This window comes from Candidatus Williamhamiltonella endosymbiont of Tuberolachnus salignus, from assembly GCF_964019775.1.
Classification (GTDB): Bacteria; Pseudomonadota; Gammaproteobacteria; order Enterobacterales; family Enterobacteriaceae; genus Hamiltonella; species Hamiltonella defendens.
Map to the genome: position 1 here is coordinate 923,974 of NZ_OZ026471.1, position 23,832 is coordinate 947,805.

Consider the following 23,832-nt stretch of genomic DNA (forward strand, 5'->3'; position numbering starts at 1 on the left):
AGAGAATATTCTTTATATGAGAGGGCAGTATGGTAAAAATTCGCTTGGCTCGCCATGGTTCTAAAAAACGTCCTTTTTATCAAATTGTTGTGTCTGACAGTCGCAATGCACGTGATGGACGTTTTCTTGAAAATGTGGGGTTTTTTAATCCTGTCGCATCAGGTAAAGCAGAAAAATTACGATTAAATATAGATCGCATTGAACATTGGAAAAATGTTGGGGCAGAGCTTTCTGAACGTGTTCAGGCTCTTGTCAAAGCCGAGAAAAAAAATCTTCAGACGGCTTCTTAATCTAGAGATAAATTTCAGGCGCTACTAATGACAACCCACTTAAAGCAACCTGTTATTGTCGGGAAAATAGGTTCAACCTATAGTGTTCGGGGTTGGCTTAAAATGTTTTCATTCACTGAAAAGACAGACAGTATTTTTGATTATCAACCTTGGTTTATTCAACATAAAAATCATTGGCAATTTATCGATATTGAAGATTGGAAGTGTCATCAGCAAGATTTTTTATTAAAAATCAAAAATATTGATGAAAAAGAAAAAGCCCAGCATTTTGTGAATGCTGAGATTACCGTCGATGCTTCGCAATTGCCTGTGCTCGAAGAAGGTGACTATTACTGGAAAGATATTATTGGATGTCAAGTCATTCATATTTCTGGTGACGTTATCGGAACAGTCGTTTCCATGATAGAGACGGGTGCGAATGATGTCATGGTAGTCCAAACACAGATTCAAGATCACAAATCCTGTTTAGTTCCTTTTCTTTGTGATCAAGTTGTAAAAAAAGTCGACAAGGTCATGCAGCAAATTCAAGTAGATTGGGATCTCGATTTTTGATGATTTCAACCGAACTTCAAAGCGTCAGCGAAAATAAATTATGGATAGGGGTAATCAGCCTTTTTCCCGAAATGTTTCGGTCAATAACGGACTATGGTGTTACTGGTCGTGCTATCAAAAAGGGGATTATTCATATCCAGTATTGGAACCCTCGTCACTTTGCTCAGAATTTCCATGCCAGTGTTGATGATCGTCCTTATGGTGGTGGCCCAGGCATGCTGATGATGGTGCAGCCTTTAAGGGATGCCATTCATTCAGCAAAAAAAGAAGCGATTCATACAGGCAAAAAAAAAGTGATTTATCTTTCTCCTCAAGGAAAAAAACTGGATCAACAGGCGGTGCGTCAACTGGCGCTTTACAAAAATATGATTTTGGTCTGTGGGCGCTATGAGGGTATAGATGAACGTTTAATCGACACTGAAATTGATGAGGAATGGTCTGTAGGTGATTATGTTCTTAGTGGAGGCGAATTACCGGCCATGACCTTAATTGATGCTGTCTCTCGTTGTATTATGGGCGTTTTAGGTCATGAAGCTTCTGCTAATGAAGATTCTTTTTCTGAAGGCTTGCTTGACTGCCCTCATTACACCCGACCTGAAAATGTTGATGGAATGGAGGTCCCAAACGTATTGCTTTTAGGAAACCATGCTAAGATTCGCCGTTGGCGTTTAAAACAATCTTTGGGGCGAACATGGCTTAGAAGGCCGGAATTATTGGCAAAACTCACTCTGACTGATGAGCAGATTTTATTATTAGACGAGTTCCAGAAAGAACAAAAACTGAATGATTATCATCGATAAATAACATTAATTTTTTAACCCCTCTTTTTTAAAATATCAGTTTATCTAGGAATGAAGAGAGACATTATGAGCGATATCATTAAACAAATTGAAGAAGAACAAATGAAGAAAGATGTTCCCGCCTTTCGCCCTGGGGACACATTAGAAGTGAAAGTATGGGTAATCGAAGGCACAAAAAAACGTCTTCAAGCTTTCGAAGGTTTTGTGATAGCCATTCGCAAGCGTGGATTAAATTCTGCCTTTACCGTGCGTAAAATTTCTAATGGTGAAGGTGTTGAAAGAGTTTTTCAAACTCATTCGCCTATTATTGACAGTATTACTGTCAAGCGTCGTGGTGCTGTTCGTAAAGCAAAATTATATTATTTACGTGAACTTACTGGTAAAGCCGCTCGTATTAAAGAAAGACTCAATTGATTTTTTATATAAAACGGTGATAAAAAAATACGCCACCGTTTTTATTTTTTTGTACTTGATTTTTCAAATATATTTATCGAGTGTAATTCCAGGAATGTTCATTTCCTATTTCTATTTTAAATTTTCGATAAAAGGGTAAATAATAATCAACAGCTTTATTTATTTCTGTTTGATATAACTTCCAGTTTTTAGGTAAAGGATCCATAATAGAAATGAGTCTCATTGAATCACTTAAATGGTAATAATATTTAATTTCTTCTTTTAATACATCATTAAAAAGCTGGGGTCCCACTTGATGAAATATTTTTTTCATATAATCATTTACTAAATCTTTATTGGTTTCATTTCCATTATTATCCTTTTTTAAATAAGGCCGTTCCTCAGTATAAAATATCTTGTTTTCAGAATAACGTTTCTCCATTTCTTTAATAATTTTTTTAAGAACAGGATTATTAGGGTGACTGGCAAAATTACTTGTATTATACCCTTTAAAATTAGTTGAATGATGTTCCACCTGTAAATTTAATAAAATGTCTTTCGGTCCTGCAATTAAAATAATTTTACTTACATCATTAGGGATCATATCATCGGTATCCAGATAAATGCCCCCATATTCGTCTATGATCCAGTAACGAAGAACATCAGATGCGGCTGAGTAATTTTTAGCTGGCTCTTTAAGAAAAGCCTGGAATTGTTTTCCAGATAATGTTTTTTTAAATTGATTAAAAAAAGATTCATTTTCAAGATTGCTCACACTCAAATTTAAAATACCCCGTAACTGATTTTTAACATTATGAAATGTACTGGGAAGAGAAGCCGAAATATGTACGATAGATTGATAATCACTGCTATTCCAGGTATTACGTGTCATATTTTTTATTAATTCTTCAGGAATGTTTTTATCTCCTAACCATATATAATGAATTTTTTTAGGAATAGGTTTCGCTGATAAATTAATACTTGGGAGCTCTGGTAATGGAACTGTGTTTAATTGAATATTTGAAAAATTTTCTGATAAAACAGGTTTTTTATCAACAATAAATTGCTTTCGGTTTTTAATCGGTTTTTGAATATTTTTTGTTTTATCCTTTAATTGATCCGATTTGCCTTCATACGGGTTTATATTTCGTGTTTCAGATTTTATTTTAGTGAATGCTGGACCTCCTCCTTTTAAAGCTAATTTCACCCATTCTCCATTTTTATTAAGAATCACAAATTGGCTTGTTTGTTGAATTTTTTTATCTGCATTGATTTTATATAATTGATAATGTCCATTTTTGTCGCTGTATTTATTAATATAAAAAAGATGATCATCTATATGAATAGACTTCATGTCAGTCAAAATATCAGAGGGTTTATTTGAAACCAAAGCCAGTGTTTGTTTTTTAGGAGGGCCAGAAGGGGCAATATGATCAATTGGTGATTCTTTTTGTAACTCGGTTTCTAATGATTCTGATGTTTGAGAAAATGCGTAAAAAAAGAGAATATTCACAACGCCATTAATAGAACTAGATAGTGCTTGATTAAAAGCGGCTTTTCTTTCTTCAAAAGAATCTGCATTAAAACTTTTTTCAACATTAATTCCTATTTCAGTTAACCAAAGGCTGCTGTTGACGATGAGCCCAAGCTCAGGTTGAATGAGCTGCAAGGGTAATAGTACGGTACTCAATGCGGAAATATTCAAAAGAGCTGTATCCCATCTGATTTCAGCATTTGATTTTATTTGAGTATCGGCATCCTTCTCCATTCTCATTTTTTGTTGTTTTGTTAAAAAACGAAAGGCGTCCTCTGTGATATTTGAATGAGCATATTTTATATATTGATCATCCCAGATACCTTTCTCTATGATTTCAGTGACACTTTTATGAAAAAGTCCTTTCTGTCTATCATTTAAAGAAAAATGAGATAGTAATTTATTTTTTTTATTTTCATCCAAAGACTGTATTTTTATCCAGGTTTTGATTTCTTCTAGATTATTAAATTCGAGAAATGCGTTTTCTTTATAGTTTTTTTTACTTTTTTTTTGCAATTCAATTATATTATTTGGAATATAAAGAATATATTTTGTTTTATTTTTATTAATAATGATAAGTATATCGGTAGATATATAATCTTTTATTTTAAAAGGGAAAATATCATATTGATAATTTGAAAAATTATCATATGTCAAATCACTAATGGATAAAGGTACAAAATAATCAGTATTTGGTTGATATTTATAAGCAAGATTATCCACTAATTTTAATGATAAATGATACCCTTCTTCAGATAAATCGTTTGTACTGTATTGTTTTACTAATCGTGCAATAAAATTTGCTTTTGCAACTATTCGATATTGATTTTCATATTTTGTCCAATAATCAGTCAGAGCGGTTTCATATATTTTTGAAAAATTGATATCCCATAATAAGTTCATTAGTTCAGAGGGCCTTATTCTGACTTCATTTCGGTGATCATAACATTGAGCACCGGCGCCTTCTTTATAAACACCGACATAATCATCTAAAAAATCAGGATTTTCATGATTAAAGGCACTAAAATTTGTCAGTACAGTTTGAGTTAAAGTTTCTGATTTTGTTAAGTCCCCACAGTGTTCCCATCCAGTAATGGTATCATGGTTATTTGAAGCACTTTTAAATCTATTTAAATAAGTTTTATTAGGATTAATATCTATATTAAAATTTTTTTTTATATTTTTCTTAATATAAGAAGAAGCCATTTCAATGATATTAGGCATATTTAATACGACCTCGTATGCCATTTTTTGATATTTTTTAATTTCTAATAAATCACTTTCATTAAAATGAATATGAGATTGAATGCTTGTGGGCACTTTAATATCTATTTCTTTAGCAAAAGACTTTGATATAAAGAATAAAATGATTGGGTAATACCATATTCCATTATTGATCACTAAGAAGTACTCCATATGACATATCCGACACTATTTTTTAATTTTAAATCTGAACAAAAACATAAAAAATAAATCAAGCTTTGATGTTTATTTATTTTTCAGATTGAATTACTGCCGGCCAGAGTGACCAAAGCCTCCCGATCCACGTTGACTAGATGTAAATTCAGACACGATATTCAATTCAACCTGTACAACAGGAACAAACACCATTTGAGCAAGCCTGTCACCAGGATTGATCAAAAAATCGATTTGACTTCGATTCCATACAGATAACATCAATTCACCTTGGTAGTCAGAGTCAATGAGCCCTACTAAATTTCCTAAAACGATCCCGTTTTTATGCCCCAACCCGGAACGCGGTAAAATCATAGCGGCTAGATGAGGATCGGCGATATGAACCGCCAATCCTGTCGGTAGAAGCCGGGTTTCTCCTGGAGATAAATGTTGAGGCGCCTGGGTACAAACCCTCAGATCTAAACCAGCAGATCCGCTGGTTGTATAAGTGGGTAAGGGAAAAACATCACCAATCCGTTTATCAAGGATTTTAATATCAATTTTTTTCATCATAACGAGTCAAAACCTCTTTGATTAAAAGCTGTGCAAGAATATTTTTATCTTCCAGTGGCAACGTTTTTTCTCCGTTTTCCCAAAAAAGATGTAAAGCATTTCTATCAGAATCAAACCCTTGATCTGAAAGCGAGACATCATTTGCACAGATGAGATCTAGATTTTTTTGAATTAATTTTTGTCGAGCATATTTTTTCATATCATGAGTTTCGGCAGCGAAGCCAACGACAAAAGGACGATTTTGTGTCATATGAGCGACCTCAGAAACAATGTCTGGATTTTTGACCATTTCCAGCCTGATTTTGTCTTTGTGTTTCTTCATTTTTTGTTCGGAGCATACTTGAGGTCGATAATCCGCCACAGCGGCACAGGCAATAAAAATATCTTGTAAGTGTGCTTGTTCTCGCACATTTTGTTGCATTTCAAGGGCGCTGATGACATTGATTCGATGAACACTGGCAGGGGTTTCTAAAGAAACAGACCCAGAGATTAAGGTCACTTGAGCGCCCAGTTGAGCGGCCGCCTTTGCGATTGCAAATCCCATTTTCCCGGAGCTTTGATTACTGATAAAACGCACGGGATCAAAAGCTTCTCGAGTGGGCCCTGCCGTGATCATGATGCGCAACCCGTGACCATCTTTTTGGGTTGAAAAATGATTTTTTACCAAAGCCACAATATCGCGAGGCTCCAGCATACGACCTGGTCCGTTATCCCCACAAGCCTGATCGCCACTGTCTGGTCCCCATAATAAAATGCCCCTTTCGGCCAGAATTTTTAAATTGGTTTGAGTGGCTTTCGCTCGGTACATTTGTTGATTCATCGAGGGAAGGACGACGACAGGAACGGGAGCACTTAAACAGAGCGTGGTTAATAAATCATCGGCCATGCCGACGGCAACACGTGCCACAAAATCCGCAGTGGCGGGTGCTATGATCAATAAATCAGCCCATTTTGACAATTGAATATGCCCCATGGCTGATTCAGCCGCAGGGTCAAATAAGTGATCAGAGACGGGGTGTCCAGAAACGGCTTGTAAAGTCAAAGGAGTAATAAAATATTTGGCTGCCTCTGTCATAACAACACGAACCTTTGCCCCATTTTCACGCAACCGTCGCACGATATCTGGAGATTTATAAGCAGCAATACCCCCACTGATGCTAAGCAGAATATGTTTTCCAGAAAGCGGCATTATTTCATGATCCCCTATTTTTTTAAAGACAATGTGATCATACCTTTATTCATGTGTGACCAAAATTAAACGAATGGCATCAAGGCGAAAGACAGCTTGACTAATATGGTTGAGAGTGTGATCACGGCTTTTTTCCAGAGACGCTATTTCATCATCCCGAATATTAGGGTTCATCATTTTTAATGCTTTTAATCGGTTTAATTCACAGCTTAATTCATTATCAGCTTCTTTTTTTGCTGACTCAATCAAGGCATCGGCCTCTTTAGTGATGATGGATTTTGATAATTCCAATATATCCTGTACTTCTTTTTGTACCGCTCTAATACATTGATGAGCGGTATGACGATCAACTTTATTGAGCATGGCATTCATCTTCTCAAACGCCACTTGATTCGCTAAATTATTTCCTTTTTTATCCAGTAACATGCGTATCGGCGTGGGAGGTAAAAAACGCGCCAGTTGCAAAGATTTTTTGGCTTGCACCTCGACGACATAAATCAACTCTGTCAGTAGAGTGCCTACAGGCAAGGCTTTATTTTTTAAAAAAGCAACAGAACAACTGCCGATTTCACTAGATAAAATCAAATCGATTCCATTTCGAATGATGGGATGCTCCCAGCTGAGAAACTGTGCATCCTCTCTTACCAAAGCGGTCTCGCGATCAAAGGTGATTAAATTTCCCTCCGGTGATAAACCAGGAAAATCAGGGAAAAGCATATGATCAGAGGGGATCAATAGCATCATATGCTCGCTCTGATCCTCTTGATGAATACCAATAATATCAAACAGATTCATGGCAAATTCGATTAAATCAACATCATTATTCTGTTTTAGAATCGCTTGCGCGTATTTTTCCCCGTTTTCTCCTCCACTTGAATGCAACTCAAGCAAACGATCGCGCCCTTGCTCTAATTCTAATGTGATGGCTTTTGCCTGTTTCTGACATTCCTCGATCAATTGATCGAAACCTTCTGATTCATCTGGTGCACTCAAATATTTTTTTAATCTTTGCTCAAAACTGGTATAGAGTTTATGCCCAACGCAGCAGCTTTTTTCTAAGGCATTCAACCCTTCGTGATACCAACGCAGTAAAATGCTTTGGGCACTGTTTTCGAGATAGGGAACAAAAATATCAATGTCATTTTTCTGACCAATTCTATCAAGGCGCCCTATTCTTTGTTCCAGTAAATCTGGATGAAGAGGCAGATCAAAGAGCACCAGGTCATGTGAAAATTGAAAATTGCGGCCCTCTGATCCTATTTCTGAGCACAGAAGAACTTGGGCTCCTTTTTCAATTAAAGAAAAATAAGCCGCTGCGCGATCCCGTTCAATCAATGATAAACCTTCATGAAAAACAGCCGAACGAATCCCTTGGGCTGTTCTTAATATATATTCCAGCTCTAATGCTGTGCGTGGATGAGCACATATGACCAGTACTTTTTTATCGCGATATTCGAGTAAAAAGTTTATTAGCCATGTGACTCGAGGATCAAAGTGGAACCAATCTTCTTTATCTGCCTGTTTTTGATACGCCCTTTCTAGATAGAGCTTATCTTGAATGGAAGTCGCTGTATTCAATGCTTGAATACAGGTTTGATACTGAGAGGGGAAAGGCAGCTTAATGGCATGTAATTTTCTTTTTTTAAAGCCCTTTATGCTATTTCGGGTATTCCGAAATAAAACACGGCTGGTTCCATGGCAATCTATCATAAAATCAATGAATTTTTGGGCCTGGGTTTGGTCTTCCTCTTTAAGACGGTCTGTTTTCTTGTTTTTTTGAAAATTTTCTCCAAGCTCATGGATGAGCCTTAACAAAGGCCCGAGATCTGTTTGATCAACAGTTTGAGTTAAAAAATCGGTTAATTGCTTTATTTTTTCTGTCGCCAGAGGTTTTCTTTCCAGAATAAGCGTCACTACCTCTGCAATCAGACGATAATTTTTTTGCTCATCAACAAATGTGTTGTAATCATAAAAACGATTTTTATCCAGTAAACGTAATCGAGCGAAATGACTCTCTTCACCAAGTTGTTCTGGGGTAGCCGTTAAAAACAGTATGCCCGGGACACGATCCGCCAGCTGTTCAATAGCCTGGTATTCTGGGCTGGCGTTTTTTTCACTCCAGGACAAATGATGGGCTTCATCTACAATCAATAGATCCCAATCTGCATTGACAAGATCCTTGAGTAGCGTTTCCTTTTCTTTAATCAAATCCAACGAACAAATCACCCATTGCTCTGTTTCAAATGGATTCATACCGTCACATGCGGATTCAGAATATCGATTTTTGTCGAAAAGAGAAAAATGCAGATTAAAGCGGCGCAACATTTCCACCAGCCATTGATGTTGCAGACTTTCAGGCACGACAATCAAGACACGTTCAGCTCGGCCTGACAAGAGCTGTTGATACAGGATCATGCCTGCTTCTATTGTTTTGCCCAGACCTACTTCATCGGCCAAAAGAACACGTGGCGCGTGGCGCTGTCCTATTTCATGCGCAATATGTAATTGATGAGGGATCAGACTGGCACGAACGCCTCGTAAACCCTGAGACAAAAACCGAATCTGTTTGCTCTGATGTGTGAGTGCCCGAAAACGCAAAGCAAAATGCGTAATATTATCGATTTGCCCTGAAAAAAGACGATTTTTGGGATGACGAAAAGTCAGTTTGCTGTTTAAAAATGTTTCACGGATCACCGCTGTATTTTTTTCTGTATCTGTTCTTGTGCCGATGTAGCTGATCAAATGGTTTTCTTCAACCACATCATTTACTTGCAGTGACCAACCCTCTTGATGCTGAATCAGATCACCCGGATGAAATAAAACCCGTGTAATAGGTGAACCCTGCTTCGCATAACGCCTTTTCTCGCCCGTTGCAGGAAAAGCCAGGGTCACCATACGTAGATCAATTTCAGTAATAGTACCTAAACCCAGTTCCGTTTCTGTATCGCTTACCCAGCGTTGGCCCAAAGAAAAAATCATAAATGACCTGTTTTCTTATTTTTGTAATGGAAGAAATGATATTTTTAATGAGCAGTATATTAATTAAAATACTCATGATCGTCATTTTTAAAAATCGCGATTTTTTCGGTTTCTCCTTTCTGTATGCCTCAAATTTACAGTATTCGTTAAAGTTTAAAAAGAGGTGCATAAATAGAATGTTGTCACAAAAATAGACTCAATCACCACGTTCCGAAAAATTTGTTGGGATAAGGGGTAGAATTTTTTGTTAATCAGGAGTGTTTCTCTAATGGGTGTCTGTAAAATTCATTTGTTCAAGAGCACTCTAAATAAAAATTTTATTGAAGATAAAAAAAGAGCGTTGGCCATCAACCGCTTTACCTGAGTCTCTTCTTAAGTCACCTTCAATAAACAAATTGAAATAAAAACGATAAGTAGTTATATTTAGTCAGTTGCCTAATACAAGGTAATCAAGGTTTAGTAGCCTGAATACGAAATCGGACTACCGCTTAATGCGGTTTTTTTATGTCCGTTATAAACCACAGTTACGTCTGCATTATGGTGGGGCGTAGCGGGGGAGCCGAAAGGTTCACCGGTTTCTTTCGTTCCGGTCTACTAACCTTGTTACGTCTCACCACCCCGTTTAGTAGCGGTTTGGTGAAATTTTAAAATCAACGAAAGAGGCCAAAACTATGGCTACCATTAAACTCCGCTTTAAATCCATCAATTTATACTTGATTATCTCCCAAAATTTTAATCAGCTTGTGCAAGGCATAGCGAGACGCTTTATACTTCAAGATAATATCCATATCCTTTCCTTTTTATTCATAGAAAACATCTCGACTTTTCATGGAGGAGCGGCATGAAAATCTTCGATCCTCATGATTATCCTGAGTTACGTGATATTTTTCCTGAATTAACGCCTGTCCAGTTTGAGCATTCGTTGTTATATGCCTTTGGCCTGTCTCAAAAAGAAATATCGACGGTTCGTGATGTGTCATATAAGGTGGTTAAAGCGTCAATCTCAGAGGCCAAATCTCAGTTTGAATCGAAATCCCTGACAGGATTATTGACGGTGATACACGTGAGATTAGTGCTTTTTGCTTTGTATCGGTGCCAGAGACACAGTGGTATAACGGTGAGTCAAGAATAAAAATGTATAGGTGCCTTTAAGGCACCTATATTTTTTTTAGAAGATTTGATACTGATAACTCAAAGTTATTCAATCTCTTTTCAAGATAAAACCGATGAGTTTAGTATGAGTTTCAATCCAAAAGACATTTCAAATCAGATGATTTATCTATTGAACAATCATCCTCATCCCTGCCACATCCGTGATAAAACCTCTCATTATCTTTATATGAATCTCGCGATGCGTGAATTATTGAATTTACCCAAAGGGGTTCCTATTGAAGGGAAAGGCATATCTGAAATAAAACCCGACATGCAAGGATTTTTTGAAGGTATCTCTCAGCAGGAAAAGGGGGTCATACAAAAAGAAACTTCTGTTTCTTTACTGATAACGGAGCATTTTGGAAAAGACCATCGGATTCAACCCTGTATTTTTGACATTCATCCCTTCTTTAATCAATCAGGTCAACTTATCGGGACAATGGCAGAAGCCAGACAATGCCAATTTTTTTCACCATTGGAGTATATCCAGGGTAAATCACCGAAAACATTAACAACACAACTACCCAATACGATGTTTACTCAACGCGAACTCGAGCTCATTTTTTATTTTTATCATACTGTAAGTCAAAGAGAAGTAGCTGAAATTTTAAATCTCTCTCATAGAACGGTTGACAATAAATTGCGCGGGATTGATGAAAAAATGGGCGTTTTTAACCAGGAGGGATTCAAAAAATATGTTGAAGAAAGAGGACTCAATAAGGTTATTCCCGATCATTTATTAACGTCGAGTATTAAGCTGATTGATTGACTATATATAACCATAAGCTGTTTATTGAAAATATGATCTGACCTTAAATTTGATGACAAGGTACTGAGAGTTGAGCGAAAACAAGTTTCATTTAAAAGTCTGCCCAACTCTTATATAAGTTCAGTATCATATTGAACGTTTTTTGGCAAAATAAAAGAACACAAAAGGCTTGCTTTACGCTTTGATAGCTTGATGTCACCTTCTTTTCTTTCTTCGCCATTGCTTGGCTTAAGATTCTTAATTTACTTTGTTAACAGTGCCATCCAAAACTTTTTTTTCAACATCATCTAATAGAGAACGCAAATCACTGGTTGTAATCCTGTTCTCTTGTTTACAAAGTTCATCTGTTTTTTTATAAACTTTATTTGTAATGTAATTTATTGATTTATCACACATTTTTGTTTTATTATTAGATAATTTTAAATGCATTTTAAATTTCATAAAAATATTTTGTGATATAGGATATATTACTGGATGAGCTCCAGCACCATTAACAACCCATGTACCGTTTTTATTTTGCGTGCATTTAACTCCCTTTTCTTTACATACTTTTCCAATTTCAAAAAGAAATTTTTGTCCTGTCTCCGAAGATTCACCGTATTTTTTTTTAAAATCATCTATTTTTTGAGCATAAACATTAGCTAATCCTGCATCGATAAGTTGATTTCTAGTCGTTTGATCATATTTTGCCTCATCAAAAATAGATTTTCCTTCGGGCAATTTTAATAATTTACTCAATTTTAATAATTCACTGTTGAACAAAGTTGAATAATTTACTGGATTCCTGTTAAAAGCGTCTCTATCAAAATTACTATTAACCTTATTGGTAATTTTTGTATCTTTAGATTCAACTGCTGATGATCTATTTAAAAATTGATTAAAAACTTTCATTTCTTCTTTCGTCAGACTAAACAAATAATTTTTACGTTCTTCTGGAAGTTGACTGAATGCTTTTTTAACTAATTTTAGATGACTACCTATTTCATTATTTGATCGATTAATTTTTGAAAAACATTCATAATATTCATTCACACACTTACAATATTTTTCAATTGCTTGAGCTTGTTTGACTAATTCTTTTGTGCTTAATTCTGGATTGATTTCGATCTTTTCTGTTTTAGCAGGAAACGATGTATTGTTATAATCACTTTTTGGCACAAACTTGGGTTGTCGATATATATGAGTTTTTATGAACTGCCAATCACGATTTATACTTTTTTCAGCTTCTAAACGAATATGTCTTTCTTTTGAAAGTTTAAATTCATCAAAACTTTTATTTATTTTGATTAAATCATTTTTTAAAAAATTATTTTTATTCAGTAACTTTTGAATATTCTCAACGTCTTTTGTTACTTTTTTATATAATTGAGATGTTTGAGTCTTCTGATTTAAATCTTGAGTGTCAATCGAACTATTATGCTCTTCACCTGTTGAATTTTTTATCGTCTCATTAAGAGATGTTTTTAATTTTTCTAAATCTTCTTTTTGATTAGAAAGTTTCGTGTGTTTTGCGTCAGAAGTTTTTAATTTGTTTAATTTAGCATCAATTGCTTTTTGACTAATTTCTATTAGATTGTTTAAACTAACTAATTTTTCAAGTAATTTACTTTGTTTTTTAATTGCCCCAGAAAAATGATAACTCTCTTTCGTGCCAAATATATTACCTAAGATATTCATCTTCATTCTGATGTCCTATTTTGTATTTTATTAAGTTAAATCTCAGAGAGAATTTTAAATTTACTTAAAAAAATACGCTTTTAGAAAACGCTCAAATGACACTGTTAATTAAATTAAATTTAATTAAATAGAAAGGTTTGGCTGTTTAAGGTTGAATCTTCAAATCTCCGGTTATTATTCAAAGTTTGCCTATTTGTTCGGTCCCGGATAATGATCTATACCGATCACCATCACTTTCATATATGCAGGTGTTCCAGGTTTTGTGTCTCTTCCTCTTCCTTGAGTCAGCCTTTGCAAAAACGGCTCGGGCAACTGCATTGCGGTTTTCAGCCTTATTTAAAGCGGATTGCACTCGGCGGCGTAGGCCGATCGCGAAATCATTCGAGCATAAACAACGTTTCTTGATGCGACCAATTTCACGTAATGATTTTGCCAGGCCATTCTGTTTGGGATAGCAGCCAACTCAGCGACTTTTCTAGTCGTAGAGAGAAATGTGTCATGATAAGCTGGCGGTGTATGGTAGTTGGAAGAGCGTAATTACGTAAATATTTCTGATACGCGAAACATGAAGTTTTATTTGAATAACATCGATTACGATCCTAAGCTTTCAATCTGACATTCCATTTTTTCACAGTATTAGGCTTCTTTATCCTCCCATCTTTTGTTAAACGAATTTAATTAAAGGTAAAAATATAGATATGTATCATATTGTTGCTTCTGATTTAGATGGTACCTTGTTGCTACCTAACCATACTTTATCGACTCATACCAAAAAAGTACTCAAATCCTTAGCTAAACTTGGTATTCACTTCGTTTTTGCGACAGGGCGACATCATATCGATGTTTCACAGATCAGAGATAATTTAGGGATAAAAGCCTTTATGATCACCTCTAATGGAGCGCGTGTTCATGATCCTGAGGATAAATTGATTTATACTGATGATCTTGATAAAGATATTGCTAGTGCTCTCTATGAAATGGAATACCATAATCCCGATATTCTCACGAACGTTTACCTAAATGATGGTTGGTACGTCAGCCGTGAAAGCCCTGAACAGGCTGATTTTTTTCGTGAATCTCTCTTCCATTACCAAGTTTTTTCACCTGATAAGCTAAAGACAGAGGGTGTCTGTAAGGTGTATTTCGTTTGTTATGATCATCAAAAATTGCTGTCGCTTGAAAAGGCAATTAATCTGCGTTGGGGTGAGCGTGTCAATGTCAGTTTTTCATTACCTCATTGTTTAGAAGTGATGGGTGGGCGTGTATCCAAAGGTCATGCATTAAAACAGGTGGCCGAAATACTGGAACATTCTCTTGAAGAGTGTATTGCTTTTGGTGATGGCATGAATGATTTAGAAATGTTATCGATGGTGAAAAAAGGCTGCATTATGAGTAACTCGTATCCACGTTTGAAACAGTCATTGCCTAAAATGGAAGTCATCGGATCTAATATGGATAATGCGGTTGCAAATTATTTGCAGAAGCTTTTTTTAAAAACGCCTTTGATGACAAAACCACTCACGAATAAATAATCGATAAGCCACTTGCCCCGTTATTTTTTCTTTTTGTAATCTCCAATGAGAAGGAATCATCTCCAGGTTATGACTGGATTCGGATTCAATATAAATCCACGCTTCATCAGCCAACCAGCTTTGTTGCTCTAGTAATGGAATGGCGTATGACAGAAGCCCTTGATGAAACGGAGGATCAAGAAAGATCAGATCAAAGGGCCTCTCACAGGGGCGAGCCAACCAGTTCAATGTATTGGTCTGTATCATCCGTGCATTTTTTGCTTCTAATACGGACAAATGTAAAAGCAATTGTTTTGCAACACGGTCATTGGACTCTAATAGCACGGCTTCTGCTGCATGGCGAGACAGTGCTTCAAGCCCTAGAGCCCCACTTCCAGAAAAACAATCAAGACAACGAGCATCTTTGATCATAGGAGCCAGCCAATTAAACAAAGTCTCTCTCATGCGGCAGCTGGTTGGCCTTAATCCAATACTGTCAGAGATGGTCAATTTTCTTCCTCGCCATTGACCGCCGATAATTCGAATCTGCCCTTGACGTTGAGCTTGTGATGGTTTTGCCATAAAAAATAAAGAAAGCCTTGTCATGCTTAAGAGAAGAAAATGATAGACTTTATCTTTCATACCTCAGTAGGTTTGATTAAACAAAAAATGTCATCACAGGAGTATACTCACAAATGGCAAAAGAAAAAAAATCTCATTTTTTTTCCTGGCTTGGCCGTAGCCGCCAAAATAAAGAAAAAGATGTTATCGATCAAACACACCAAAGTGATTCCATCGATCTTTGCAATGAAAAGACTTCCGGTGTTCCTTTTATTGAAATACCCCCCTCATCTTCTCAAAAAAATGATATTGATACTCAAAAGCCGCCCGAAAAAGCAGGATTTTTTACCCGATTAAAAAATAGTTTAAAAAAAACCAAACAATATTTGGGAACAGGTTTTATTGAATTATTTAAAGGCAAAAAAATAGATGATGATCTCTTTGAAGAACTAGAAGAACAATTATTAATGGCAGATGTGGGCGTGGAAACGACTCAAAAAATCATTGATTCGTTAACAACGCATTCCAATAAAAAACAATTAAAAGAGGCGAGTGGGCTGTATGTAAAATTGAAAGAAGAAATGTTGTCCATTCTTTCAAAGGTCGAGCAGCCCTTAAAAGTGAGCAATAAAAGCCCTTATGTGATTTTAATGGTCGGGGTCAACGGCGTAGGAAAAACCACCACGATTGGAAAATTAGCCCACCAATTACGTCAACAAGGTCTGTCTGTTCTATTGGCGGCCGGTGATACCTTCAGAGCAGCAGCAACGGAGCAGCTAAAAATATGGGGAGAACGCAACCAGATTCCTGTCGTCGCACAACATGACGGCGCAGATTCCGCTTCAGTTATTTTTGATGCTGTGCAATCGGCCAAAGCCCGTGGCATTGATGTTGTTTTGGCTGACACTGCAGGGCGTTTGCAAAATAAAACGCATTTAATGGAAGAGCTCAAAAAAATTGTGCGAGTGATGAAAAAATGGGGAGAGGAATTTCCTCATGAAGTCATGCTCGTACTCGATGCCAGTACGGGTCAAAATGCCATCAATCAAACAAAACTCTTTCATGAAACGGTCCCGTTGACCGGACTTGTATTGACTAAACTTGACGGTAGCGCTAAGGGCGGCATCATTTTTGCGATTGCTGACCAATTTGGTATTCCGATTCGCTATATTGGTGTTGGAGAAAAAATAGAAGATTTAAGGCCTTTTAATGCAGGCGATTTTATTGAAGCGCTTTTTGTGAAAGAGGATGAATCAGTATGATTCACTTTCTTGAAGTCAGTAAAGTCTATTTAGGGGGAAGGCAAGCTTTACAAAATGTGAGCTTTCATCTCACAAAAGGACAAATGGCCTTTTTAATGGGACATTCTGGTGCAGGAAAAAGTACTTTACTGAAACTGATTTGTGGCCTCGAACGTGCGAATGCCGGCCGTATTTTATTTTCAGGCCACGATATTACTCGTTTAAAAAATGCTGAATTGCCATTTTTAAGACGACAGATTGGGATGATTTTTCAAGAGCATCATTTATTATTTGATCGTACCGTCTATGACAATGTGTCGATGCCATTGATCATTACAGGCAAGTCGACTGAAAATATGCGTCGTCGTGTTTCTGCGGCCCTGGACAAAGTGAATTTGCTCGATAAAGCAAAAAATTTTCCTGTTCAGCTCTCAGGAGGAGAACAACAGCGTGTCGGCATCGCTCGTGCCATTGTTAATAAACCCATGGTTTTGCTCGCAGATGAACCTACAGGTAATCTGGACCCCAGCTTATCTCAAACTATTATGCAACTGTTTGGAGAATTTAATCGTGTGGGGGTGACTGTGTTGATCGCAACTCATAATATAAAGCTGGTTAATCATTCGCAGCATTTACTGTTAACCTTAAACCAGGGGCGAATGTCAGTATCGACAAATGATGAAAAAGAAAAAAATAATATTTAAAACCTTCAAAGGTGCCTGGCTTGAGCAATGGCGATATTCATGGAGACAGACTTTATTAGGTCTGCGGCGTCAGCCACTATCGACTTTTCTGACGATAATGGTCATCGCCTTCTCTCTTACTTTACCCAGCCTTTGTTATATTTTTTGGAAAAATGTTCATCATGCAGCAATCTTGTGGTATCCCAAACCGCAGCTGACCGCTTTTTTAGATAAAACCCTGGATGAGTCAGCCTCGAAAAACCTGGTCGCTATTTTAAAGCAGGAACATGGGGTAGATAAAGTACAGTATTTATCTCGAGAAGAGACTTTGGCTGAATTTCGAGAGGCCTCGGGTTTTTCCGATGCTTTGAAAATGTTGGAGGACAATCCTTTGCCTGCTGTGGCAATCATCACGCCTCAAGCACAGTTTCAAACCACAGACGCGTTGAATAAATTAAAAATTAAAATCAATAAAGTGGTGGGTGTCACTGAAGTCCGTATGGACGATAGCTGGTTTATTCGTTTAGTGGCCGTGACAGAATTGATCAAAAAAACCGCTTTAGTCATCGGTTTATTAATGTTGACCTCTGTTTTTTTGGTCATAGGTCACAGCATCCGATCCAGTCTTTTTAGTCAAAGAGAAGCGATGAATGTCATGAAACTGATTGGAGCAACGAAGAGTTTTATTTTACAACCTTTTTTAAATGTAGGCGTTTTACTCGGTTTCACTGGTGCACTTCTCTCTTTTATTTTATCTCAAGCATTGATTTGGAAATTAGATGTGTGGGTCACTCAATCCGCCCGATCCTTCGACACGATTTTTGTTTTTCGGGGCTTAAATTGGAATGAAGGTCTGTTATTGCTTTTGAGTGCGGCCATGATGGGTTGGGTATCTGCCTGGCTTGCAACAGTACAACACTTGCGTAAATTTACAGTCAGTTGAAGTGAGCGATAGTTTTTTTAATAGACCTGTGAACCTCTATGAGGTCCTTCCAATTGAAGACACAATGAAAACAGACGCCCTGGTTTTTTAAAGGGTTATTAGTGGTGATCCCGGTCTAAAGCAAGATAAGAAATGACAAAGAAATTCGGCCTTTGACATGTATAAACCGTTTTTTTTTCGATGTAGACCTCAGACATCATTTAGAGCGCAATCCTAACCTGGCAGCACAAATCATGATGGGGTACGCTTCTTAAAAAGCCCCCTTATCTTGACCCCTATCAAAATAAAAATGGGCAGTTCTATACAAATCCAGACTACCCTGAATACCATGAGTTCAGCGGGTAGCATGCTTTTTACATATTTTTAATGATATTTTGAGCAAATTCACTGCATTTATTTAATGTGGCACCTTCCATCAAACGATGAAAATCGTATGTCACGGTTTTCGCAGAAAAGGTGCGTTGCATCGCTTCAATGATTAAATCGGCGGCTTGCGTCCATCCCATATGCCTCAACATCATCTCAGCTGATAAAATCAGCGAGCCTGGGTTGACTTTATCTTGCCCCGCATATTTCGGCGCCGTTCCATGAGTGGCTTCAAATAATGCACATTGTTCGTTGAGATTCGCCCCAGGCGCAATCCCAATGCCGCCCACCTGTGCTGCTAATGCATCAGAAATATAATCGCCATTGAGATTCATACAGGCGATCACATCATATTCTTTGGGGCGTAGTAATATTTGCTGTAAAAAGGCGTCCGCAATCACATCCTTAACAATAAGGCTTTTTCCATTTTTAGGATTCTTGATTTCAAGCCAAGGGCCGCCATTAAATAATTTTCCGTTAAATTCTTCACGTGCCAATTCATAGCCCCACTCTTTAAATGCCCCTTCCGTGAATTTCATGATATTGCCTTTATGCACCAGGGTGACAGATGCACGATCGTTGTCGATGGCGTATTGAATGGCCGCTCTGATCAGTCGTTCACTCCCCTGCTTTGAACAAGGCTTAATGCCAATGCCGCAATTTTCGGTGAATCGAATTTTTTGGATCCCCATCTGTTTTTGCAAAAATTCAATCACTTTTTTGGCGTCTTCTGAACCGGCCTTCCATTCAATCCCCGCATAAATATCTTCCGTGTTTTCACGAAAAATCACCATGTCCGTTAATTCAGGCTGCTTAAGTGGGCTAGGTGTGCCCGTGTAATAACGAACTGGACGTAAACAAACATAAAGATCGAGCTTTTGCCGTAATGCGACGTTTAAAGAACTCATGCCACCTCCTATTGGCGTTGTCAGTGGTCCTTTAATCGCAACATGATATTGACGAATCAAATCCAGGGTTTCGTCGGGTAACCAAACGTCTTTTCCATAAATTTGAGTCGATTTTTCACCGGCATAAATTTCCATCCAGGCGATTTTTCTTTTGCTATTATAAGCCCGCTCAACCGCCGCATCGACCACGTTGATCATAGCTGGCGTGATATCAACGCCAATCCCATCCCCTTCAATAAAGGGAATAACAGGATGATCTGGAACGATTAACTTGCCATCAAAACAAATCTTCTGGGCTTTATTTTTAGGTGGAACAATGACTTTGCTGTTCATGAATGTCTCCTGCTCAATGTCAAATGTTTCAATGTCTGAATCATTATTTGATAATGGCTTTTTGGCCTTTTATTTTTTTCTGGCTTTTTTCAATTGTGCTCTAAGAGCGGCTAAATGCCCCTCGCTTCTTTCCATTCTTTCCTCTGTGCTGATTTCTTTTTGCCTGGATTCCCAATCGAGATCATCTTGCGGCAACTCAAGCAAAAACCGGCTGGGTGTTTGTGGAATACATTCACCATATTGGCGCCGCTCACGGCAAAGGCTGAAATACAATTCATTTTGTGCCCGCGTGATGCCGACGTACGCCAAACGCCGTTCTTCCTCGATATTGTCTTCATCGATACTGGTTTGATGAGGCAATAAACCTTCTTCCATGCCCACCAAAAAGACATACGGAAATTCAAGCCCTTTCGAGGCATGTAAGGTCATCAGTTGTACTCGATTTGCCTGTCCTTCATTTTCTTTTTTTTCCAATACGTCATTTAACGTAAAACGGGTGACCACTTGAATTAAGGTCATGGGCTCATACAGATCGGATCCCCTCAACATCTCTGTCATCCATTTAAAAAGCAGATCGACATTTTTAATCCTAACTTCCGCGGCTTTGGGGCTGGGTGCGCTGTCCTTAAACCAATGTTTATAATCGATCCCGCTCAATAATTCTGAGATGGCGTCTAAGGGATCTGTATCTGCCAAACGCCTGATTTTTTCCATCCAATGGGAAAAACGCTGCAGTGAGTCAAGGCTACGCGCAGACAAAAATTGACTCAAACCCAGATCAAAGCTGGCTTGAAAAAGGCTTTTACGACGCTGATGCGCCCATTGAGACAGCTTTTGAATCGTCGTTACGCCAATTTCACGTTTTGGTGTATTCACCGCACGTAAAAAAGCACGGTCATCACTGGGATTGGTTAACAATCGAAGATAAGCCAAAAAATCTTTAATTTCAGGCCGCGCAAAAAAAGAGTCTCCCCCTGAGATATGATAAGGCAGACGATGTTGCAAAAGCAGCTTTTCAAATAATCGTGATTGATGGTTCCCACGATACAAAATGGCATATTCGCCATATTGTGTTTTTCTCATTAACTGATGAGTGATGATCTCGTTGACAACGTGCTCCGCTTCATGATCTTCATTGTCAGCCGTGATCACTTTCAAATGCTCGCCATAAGCCAAAGTTGAAAATAACTGTTTTTGAAATACGTGAGGATTATTGGCGATTAACACATTCGCGACTTTAAGAATACGGCCTGAGGAACGATAATTTTGCTCTAACTTGATCACCTTAAGTTGCGGAAAATCCTCTTTTAACAAAGATAAATTTTGCGGTTGGGCGCCGCGCCAGGAATAAATAGACTGATCATCATCTCCGACCACCGTAAAGCGTGCGCGCTGACCCACCAACAATTTCACCATATGATATTGACTGCTGTTGGTATCCTGATATTCGTCCACCAGCAAATATCCCAGACGATTTTGCCAGCGCTCTCTAACGTCTTTATTGTTTCGAAGCAACTGGGTGGGTAATACAATCAGGTCATCAAAATCAAGCACACGACAGGCTTTCATGTGCTCATCATACAAGCCATAACAATAAGCCAATTGTTTCTCCTGATCTGTTTCAGCTGATGACAGCGCAGCCTCAGGGCACGTCAAATGATTTTTCCAGTGAGAGATAGCCTTGACTAAAGCCTCTAATTGAGTTTTATCATTATTCAAACATGTCTCGGTCAATTCTTTCAGCAAAGTCCATTGATCCTGAGCGTCGAATAGAGAAAAAGTGGGGCCCATGTTTAATTGAGCAAGCTCCGCTCTGATGATTTCCAGACCCAAAGCATGAAACGTAGAAATGATAAGGCCAAACGTTTCTTTGCGACCTAAAATATCAGCGACTCGCTCTTTCATTTCTCGAGCGGCTTTGTTCGTAAAGGTGACCGCCGCGATCTGCCGTGAAAGATACCCACAACGACGAATTAAATGGGCAATTTTATGGATAATAACCCTTGTTTTGCCGGATCCTGCCCCTGCCAAAACCAGGCAGGGACCTGTGACAAATTCAATCGCTTCTTTTTGTTGCAAATTTAAGCGCTGTTTGTTCATGCATTTTCTTTTTTATGTATCCTCAAAAATTAAACTACCGTTGATGAAAGATAAGAAGGAAGGGTGGATTCATCAGCATGATCAAAAGAAACAGTGCAAGTTGGCGCTTTTTCTGAAAGTTCAACATTTGAAAAATGGGGCGTTAAATCTGCCAGCTCTTGGGTTTCCAAGCCTATGAGTTCATCATCATATCGCTTTTTTTCTTCATTTTTTTGGCTGGCAAAAAAGGGAAATATGTAATCAAACACCGAGCGTAAAGTAGAGCGGTTATCTTGAGCTTGATGATCAATCACCGCAATTTTTTCCTTTGAAGGCATCGGCTGTTCTCCCTCTTTAAACTCATGATAAGTGACTTTGTTACGGTTAGGAGGTATCCAATAAGTAGAAAAAATTCCTTTTACCATGGGTTGGTCATCTGTGTTTTCATAATAGCTGTAATTCGTGTCATCAACACTGATTAAAAATTCATTATGGATATTTAGAAATATGTCTTTTGGTACTTTTTTCAAATAGACCTTTTCTGTGACAGACGACAATTTTCCCTCTTCCCAAATACTTTTTCTAATCACATAATTTTTTTTACCGTTGAAACCCTCGTTATAAATAATTTCACTCAAAACTTTAGGTTGATTTTTTAAAATCGGTGCTTCCAAAGCAACCGGCTCATTTTCTGAAATGGCTTGTTTTGATGAGAAAAAATAAGGGAAATTCGGGAGAATATGATTAAATATAGACATAGCATTTTGCTCCTTTAATAAAAATGAATAAGTTAATATTTAATGACTAAAGCACTTTGATTATAGACATTTTTATTTTTTTATTTTTTAAGTTGAGTACATCAAAGAATTAAAGCGTGGCTTGATATACTTTAAAGCGAGCGTTTTGAGTCAATACTTCATAGTGACCAAAAGTACGATTCAATAATTTAGGATAAGGTAAAAAAGCATTGGCGACGAGCCTTAATTTTCCGCCTTTATAAAGATGTTCAGGGGCTTCCTCAATACATTTTTCTATCATTTTCAGATCTGTTTTTAGGCCTTTATGAAAAGGAAGATTGGATAAAATGAGATTAAATCGTTCTGGAATATCTGAATATAGATCGCTGGGAACCACCCTTGCCTTGATATGATTCACAGCCAAATTGGCCCTGCTCGATTCAAGAGCCGCCGCATTCACATCGCTGAGTGTCAGTTCAATTTGAGGAGATTGACGAGCCAAAATTGTGCCTAATACACCCGCACCACAGGCCAGATCCAGCACCTTACCACTCAAGGGAATATCAAACGAAGACAGCAACAATTGACTGCCTTCATCTAATTGATTGGCACTAAATACGCCTGGGAGCGTTTTTATTTGCACATCTTTCACCTGATATCGGCGCCATTGGCTTTCCATATTGAAAACCGGTTTTTGTTTTAAACAACCATAATATAGACTGCAACGACGCGCGGCATCCATTTTATGCAAACCGACATTTTCAGCCAAAAGGTCTTTAGCACTGCCTATACCACTGCGATTCTCACCGACAATAAATATATTGGTTTGGCTGGGGAACAAGGAACATAAATGTTCTAATTGAAATTGCGCTTGGGCTTTATTTTTAGGCCAATAAAAAATGACCGTATCTGTCTTGGAGACAAGATCTTCAGACGGTAATACACCAAATTGAATATCATTTTTTAATACAGGGCTCAATAATCGCCAGTGATGATATTCTTGAGTATGAACCCTGATTTGTTTGGCGTTGAACTGAGCGGGAAGCAGATCTTGTAGATCACCCGAAAAAATCACAGATCGCTCAGCAAATTCACGAGTATGGCGCAATAGTATTTGACTCGGCGGGGTTAAATCCGACATTCGTTGCTGGTTCCCTTACATCATCT

19 protein-coding genes and 2 pseudogenes are annotated in these 23,832 nt (G+C 37.7%); 10 read left to right on the top strand and 11 right to left on the bottom strand.

The features are described 5' to 3' along the window. The first annotated feature begins 29 nt into the window (after window positions 1-29). From rpsP to rplS, 4 genes are all read left to right on the top strand, one after another. Window positions 30-290 (top strand): 30S ribosomal protein S16, encoded by a 261-nt coding sequence (rpsP, locus tag AACL23_RS04360; protein WP_015874582.1) that lies wholly within the window; start codon window positions 30-32, stop codon window positions 288-290. A 27-nt stretch (window positions 291-317) separates the two neighbouring features. Next, a complete protein-coding gene (rimM, locus tag AACL23_RS04365; RefSeq protein WP_015874581.1) occupies window positions 318-842 on the top strand; it encodes a ribosome maturation factor RimM in 525 nt (174 codons plus the stop codon). Further along, on the top strand, window positions 842-1,642 hold the full coding sequence (gene trmD, locus AACL23_RS04370) for a tRNA (guanosine(37)-N1)-methyltransferase TrmD (protein ID WP_171967913.1): 801 nt from the start codon (window positions 842-844) through the stop codon (window positions 1,640-1,642). Before rimM ends, trmD begins: the two co-directional genes overlap by 1 nt. 66 nt (window positions 1,643-1,708) lie before the next feature. Next, the gene (gene rplS / locus AACL23_RS04375) at window positions 1,709-2,056 is read left to right on the top strand and encodes a 50S ribosomal protein L19 (RefSeq protein WP_015874579.1); all 348 of its coding nucleotides are present in this window, start codon (window positions 1,709-1,711) and stop codon (window positions 2,054-2,056) included. A gap of 73 nt (window positions 2,057-2,129) precedes the next feature. On the opposite strand, the gene AACL23_RS04380 is transcribed toward rplS, so the two are convergent. The 4 genes from AACL23_RS04380 to rapA form a co-directional block, all read right to left on the bottom strand. Continuing rightward, the gene (locus AACL23_RS04380; protein WP_339050347.1) at window positions 2,130-4,970 is read right to left on the bottom strand and encodes a glycosyltransferase family 32 protein; all 2,841 of its coding nucleotides are present in this window, start codon (window positions 4,968-4,970) and stop codon (window positions 2,130-2,132) included. Window positions 4,971-5,078: 108 nt separating this feature from the next. Beyond that, window positions 5,079-5,537 carry a dUTP diphosphatase gene (dut, locus tag AACL23_RS04385; protein ID WP_044612413.1) on the bottom strand — a complete coding sequence of 153 codons (459 nt, stop codon included), beginning with the start codon at window positions 5,535-5,537 and terminating at the stop codon, window positions 5,079-5,081. Beyond that, window positions 5,521-6,726 (bottom strand): bifunctional phosphopantothenoylcysteine decarboxylase/phosphopantothenate--cysteine ligase CoaBC, encoded by a 1,206-nt coding sequence (gene coaBC / locus AACL23_RS04390; RefSeq protein WP_339050350.1) that lies wholly within the window; start codon window positions 6,724-6,726, stop codon window positions 5,521-5,523. The genes dut and coaBC overlap by 17 nt, the downstream gene beginning before the upstream one ends. A 45-nt stretch (window positions 6,727-6,771) precedes the next feature. After that, window positions 6,772-9,705 (bottom strand): RNA polymerase-associated protein RapA, encoded by a 2,934-nt coding sequence (rapA, locus tag AACL23_RS04395; RefSeq protein WP_339050352.1) that lies wholly within the window; start codon window positions 9,703-9,705, stop codon window positions 6,772-6,774. An 841-nt stretch (window positions 9,706-10,546) separates the two neighbouring features. On the opposite strand from rapA, the gene AACL23_RS04400 reads away from it, so the two are divergent. After that, complete coding sequence (locus AACL23_RS04400) at window positions 10,547-10,837, top strand: DNA-binding protein (protein ID WP_015874571.1); 291 nt, start codon at window positions 10,547-10,549, stop codon at window positions 10,835-10,837. 105 nt (window positions 10,838-10,942) lie between these two features. Then, window positions 10,943-11,626: a helix-turn-helix transcriptional regulator gene (locus AACL23_RS04405; protein WP_100097036.1), complete on the top strand. Its 684-nt coding sequence runs from the start codon at window positions 10,943-10,945 to the stop codon at window positions 11,624-11,626. A gap of 237 nt (window positions 11,627-11,863) precedes the next feature. Here the strand turns inward: AACL23_RS04405 and AACL23_RS04410 are convergent, their stop codons facing one another. Together AACL23_RS04410 and AACL23_RS10215 are read right to left on the bottom strand one after the other, a co-directional pair. Then, window positions 11,864-13,309, bottom strand: a complete 1,446-nt coding sequence (locus AACL23_RS04410; protein ID WP_100097035.1) for a hypothetical protein — start codon at window positions 13,307-13,309, stop codon at window positions 11,864-11,866. 289 nt (window positions 13,310-13,598) lie between these two features. Then, window positions 13,599-13,757: pseudogene (locus AACL23_RS10215) on the bottom strand (Tn3 family transposase); the annotation flags it as partial. A gap of 244 nt (window positions 13,758-14,001) precedes the next feature. On the opposite strand from AACL23_RS10215, the gene yigL reads away from it, so the two are divergent. Further along, window positions 14,002-14,835 (top strand): sugar/pyridoxal phosphate phosphatase YigL, encoded by an 834-nt coding sequence (gene yigL, locus AACL23_RS04420; protein ID WP_100097034.1) that lies wholly within the window; start codon window positions 14,002-14,004, stop codon window positions 14,833-14,835. Here yigL and rsmD read toward each other — a convergent pair. After that, a complete protein-coding gene (rsmD, locus tag AACL23_RS04425) occupies window positions 14,794-15,396 on the bottom strand; it encodes a 16S rRNA (guanine(966)-N(2))-methyltransferase RsmD (RefSeq protein ID WP_100097168.1) in 603 nt (200 codons plus the stop codon). The genes yigL and rsmD overlap by 42 nt on opposite strands. 302 nt (window positions 15,397-15,698) lie before the next feature. Here rsmD and ftsY point away from each other — a divergent pair. The 3 genes and pseudogenes from ftsY to ftsX form a co-directional block, all read left to right on the top strand. Next, window positions 15,699-16,637: pseudogene (gene ftsY, locus AACL23_RS04430) on the top strand (signal recognition particle-docking protein FtsY); the annotation flags it as partial. Beyond that, entirely contained in the window at window positions 16,634-17,320 is a 687-nt protein-coding gene (ftsE, locus tag AACL23_RS04435; protein ID WP_095034729.1) for a cell division ATP-binding protein FtsE, read from the top strand. The pseudogene ftsY and the gene ftsE, both read left to right, overlap by 4 nt. After that, window positions 17,292-18,242 carry a permease-like cell division protein FtsX gene (gene ftsX / locus AACL23_RS04440; RefSeq protein WP_339050359.1) on the top strand — a complete coding sequence of 317 codons (951 nt, stop codon included), beginning with the start codon at window positions 17,292-17,294 and terminating at the stop codon, window positions 18,240-18,242. The genes ftsE and ftsX overlap by 29 nt, the downstream gene beginning before the upstream one ends. Window positions 18,243-18,595: 353 nt before the next feature. Here the strand turns inward: ftsX and icd are convergent, their stop codons facing one another. From icd to rsmC, 4 genes are all read right to left on the bottom strand, one after another. Next, a complete protein-coding gene (gene icd / locus AACL23_RS04445; RefSeq protein ID WP_015874562.1) occupies window positions 18,596-19,849 on the bottom strand; it encodes an NADP-dependent isocitrate dehydrogenase in 1,254 nt (417 codons plus the stop codon). Window positions 19,850-19,918: 69 nt separating this feature from the next. Next, entirely contained in the window at window positions 19,919-21,949 is a 2,031-nt protein-coding gene (rep, locus tag AACL23_RS04450) for a DNA helicase Rep (RefSeq protein ID WP_339050361.1), read from the bottom strand. Window positions 21,950-21,978: 29 nt separating this feature from the next. Further along, entirely contained in the window at window positions 21,979-22,686 is a 708-nt protein-coding gene (locus AACL23_RS04455; protein WP_100097030.1) for a hypothetical protein, read from the bottom strand. A 109-nt stretch (window positions 22,687-22,795) separates the two neighbouring features. Beyond that, window positions 22,796-23,806 carry a 16S rRNA (guanine(1207)-N(2))-methyltransferase RsmC gene (gene rsmC, locus AACL23_RS04460; protein ID WP_100097029.1) on the bottom strand — a complete coding sequence of 337 codons (1,011 nt, stop codon included), beginning with the start codon at window positions 23,804-23,806 and terminating at the stop codon, window positions 22,796-22,798. Window positions 23,807-23,832 lie beyond the last annotated feature (26 nt).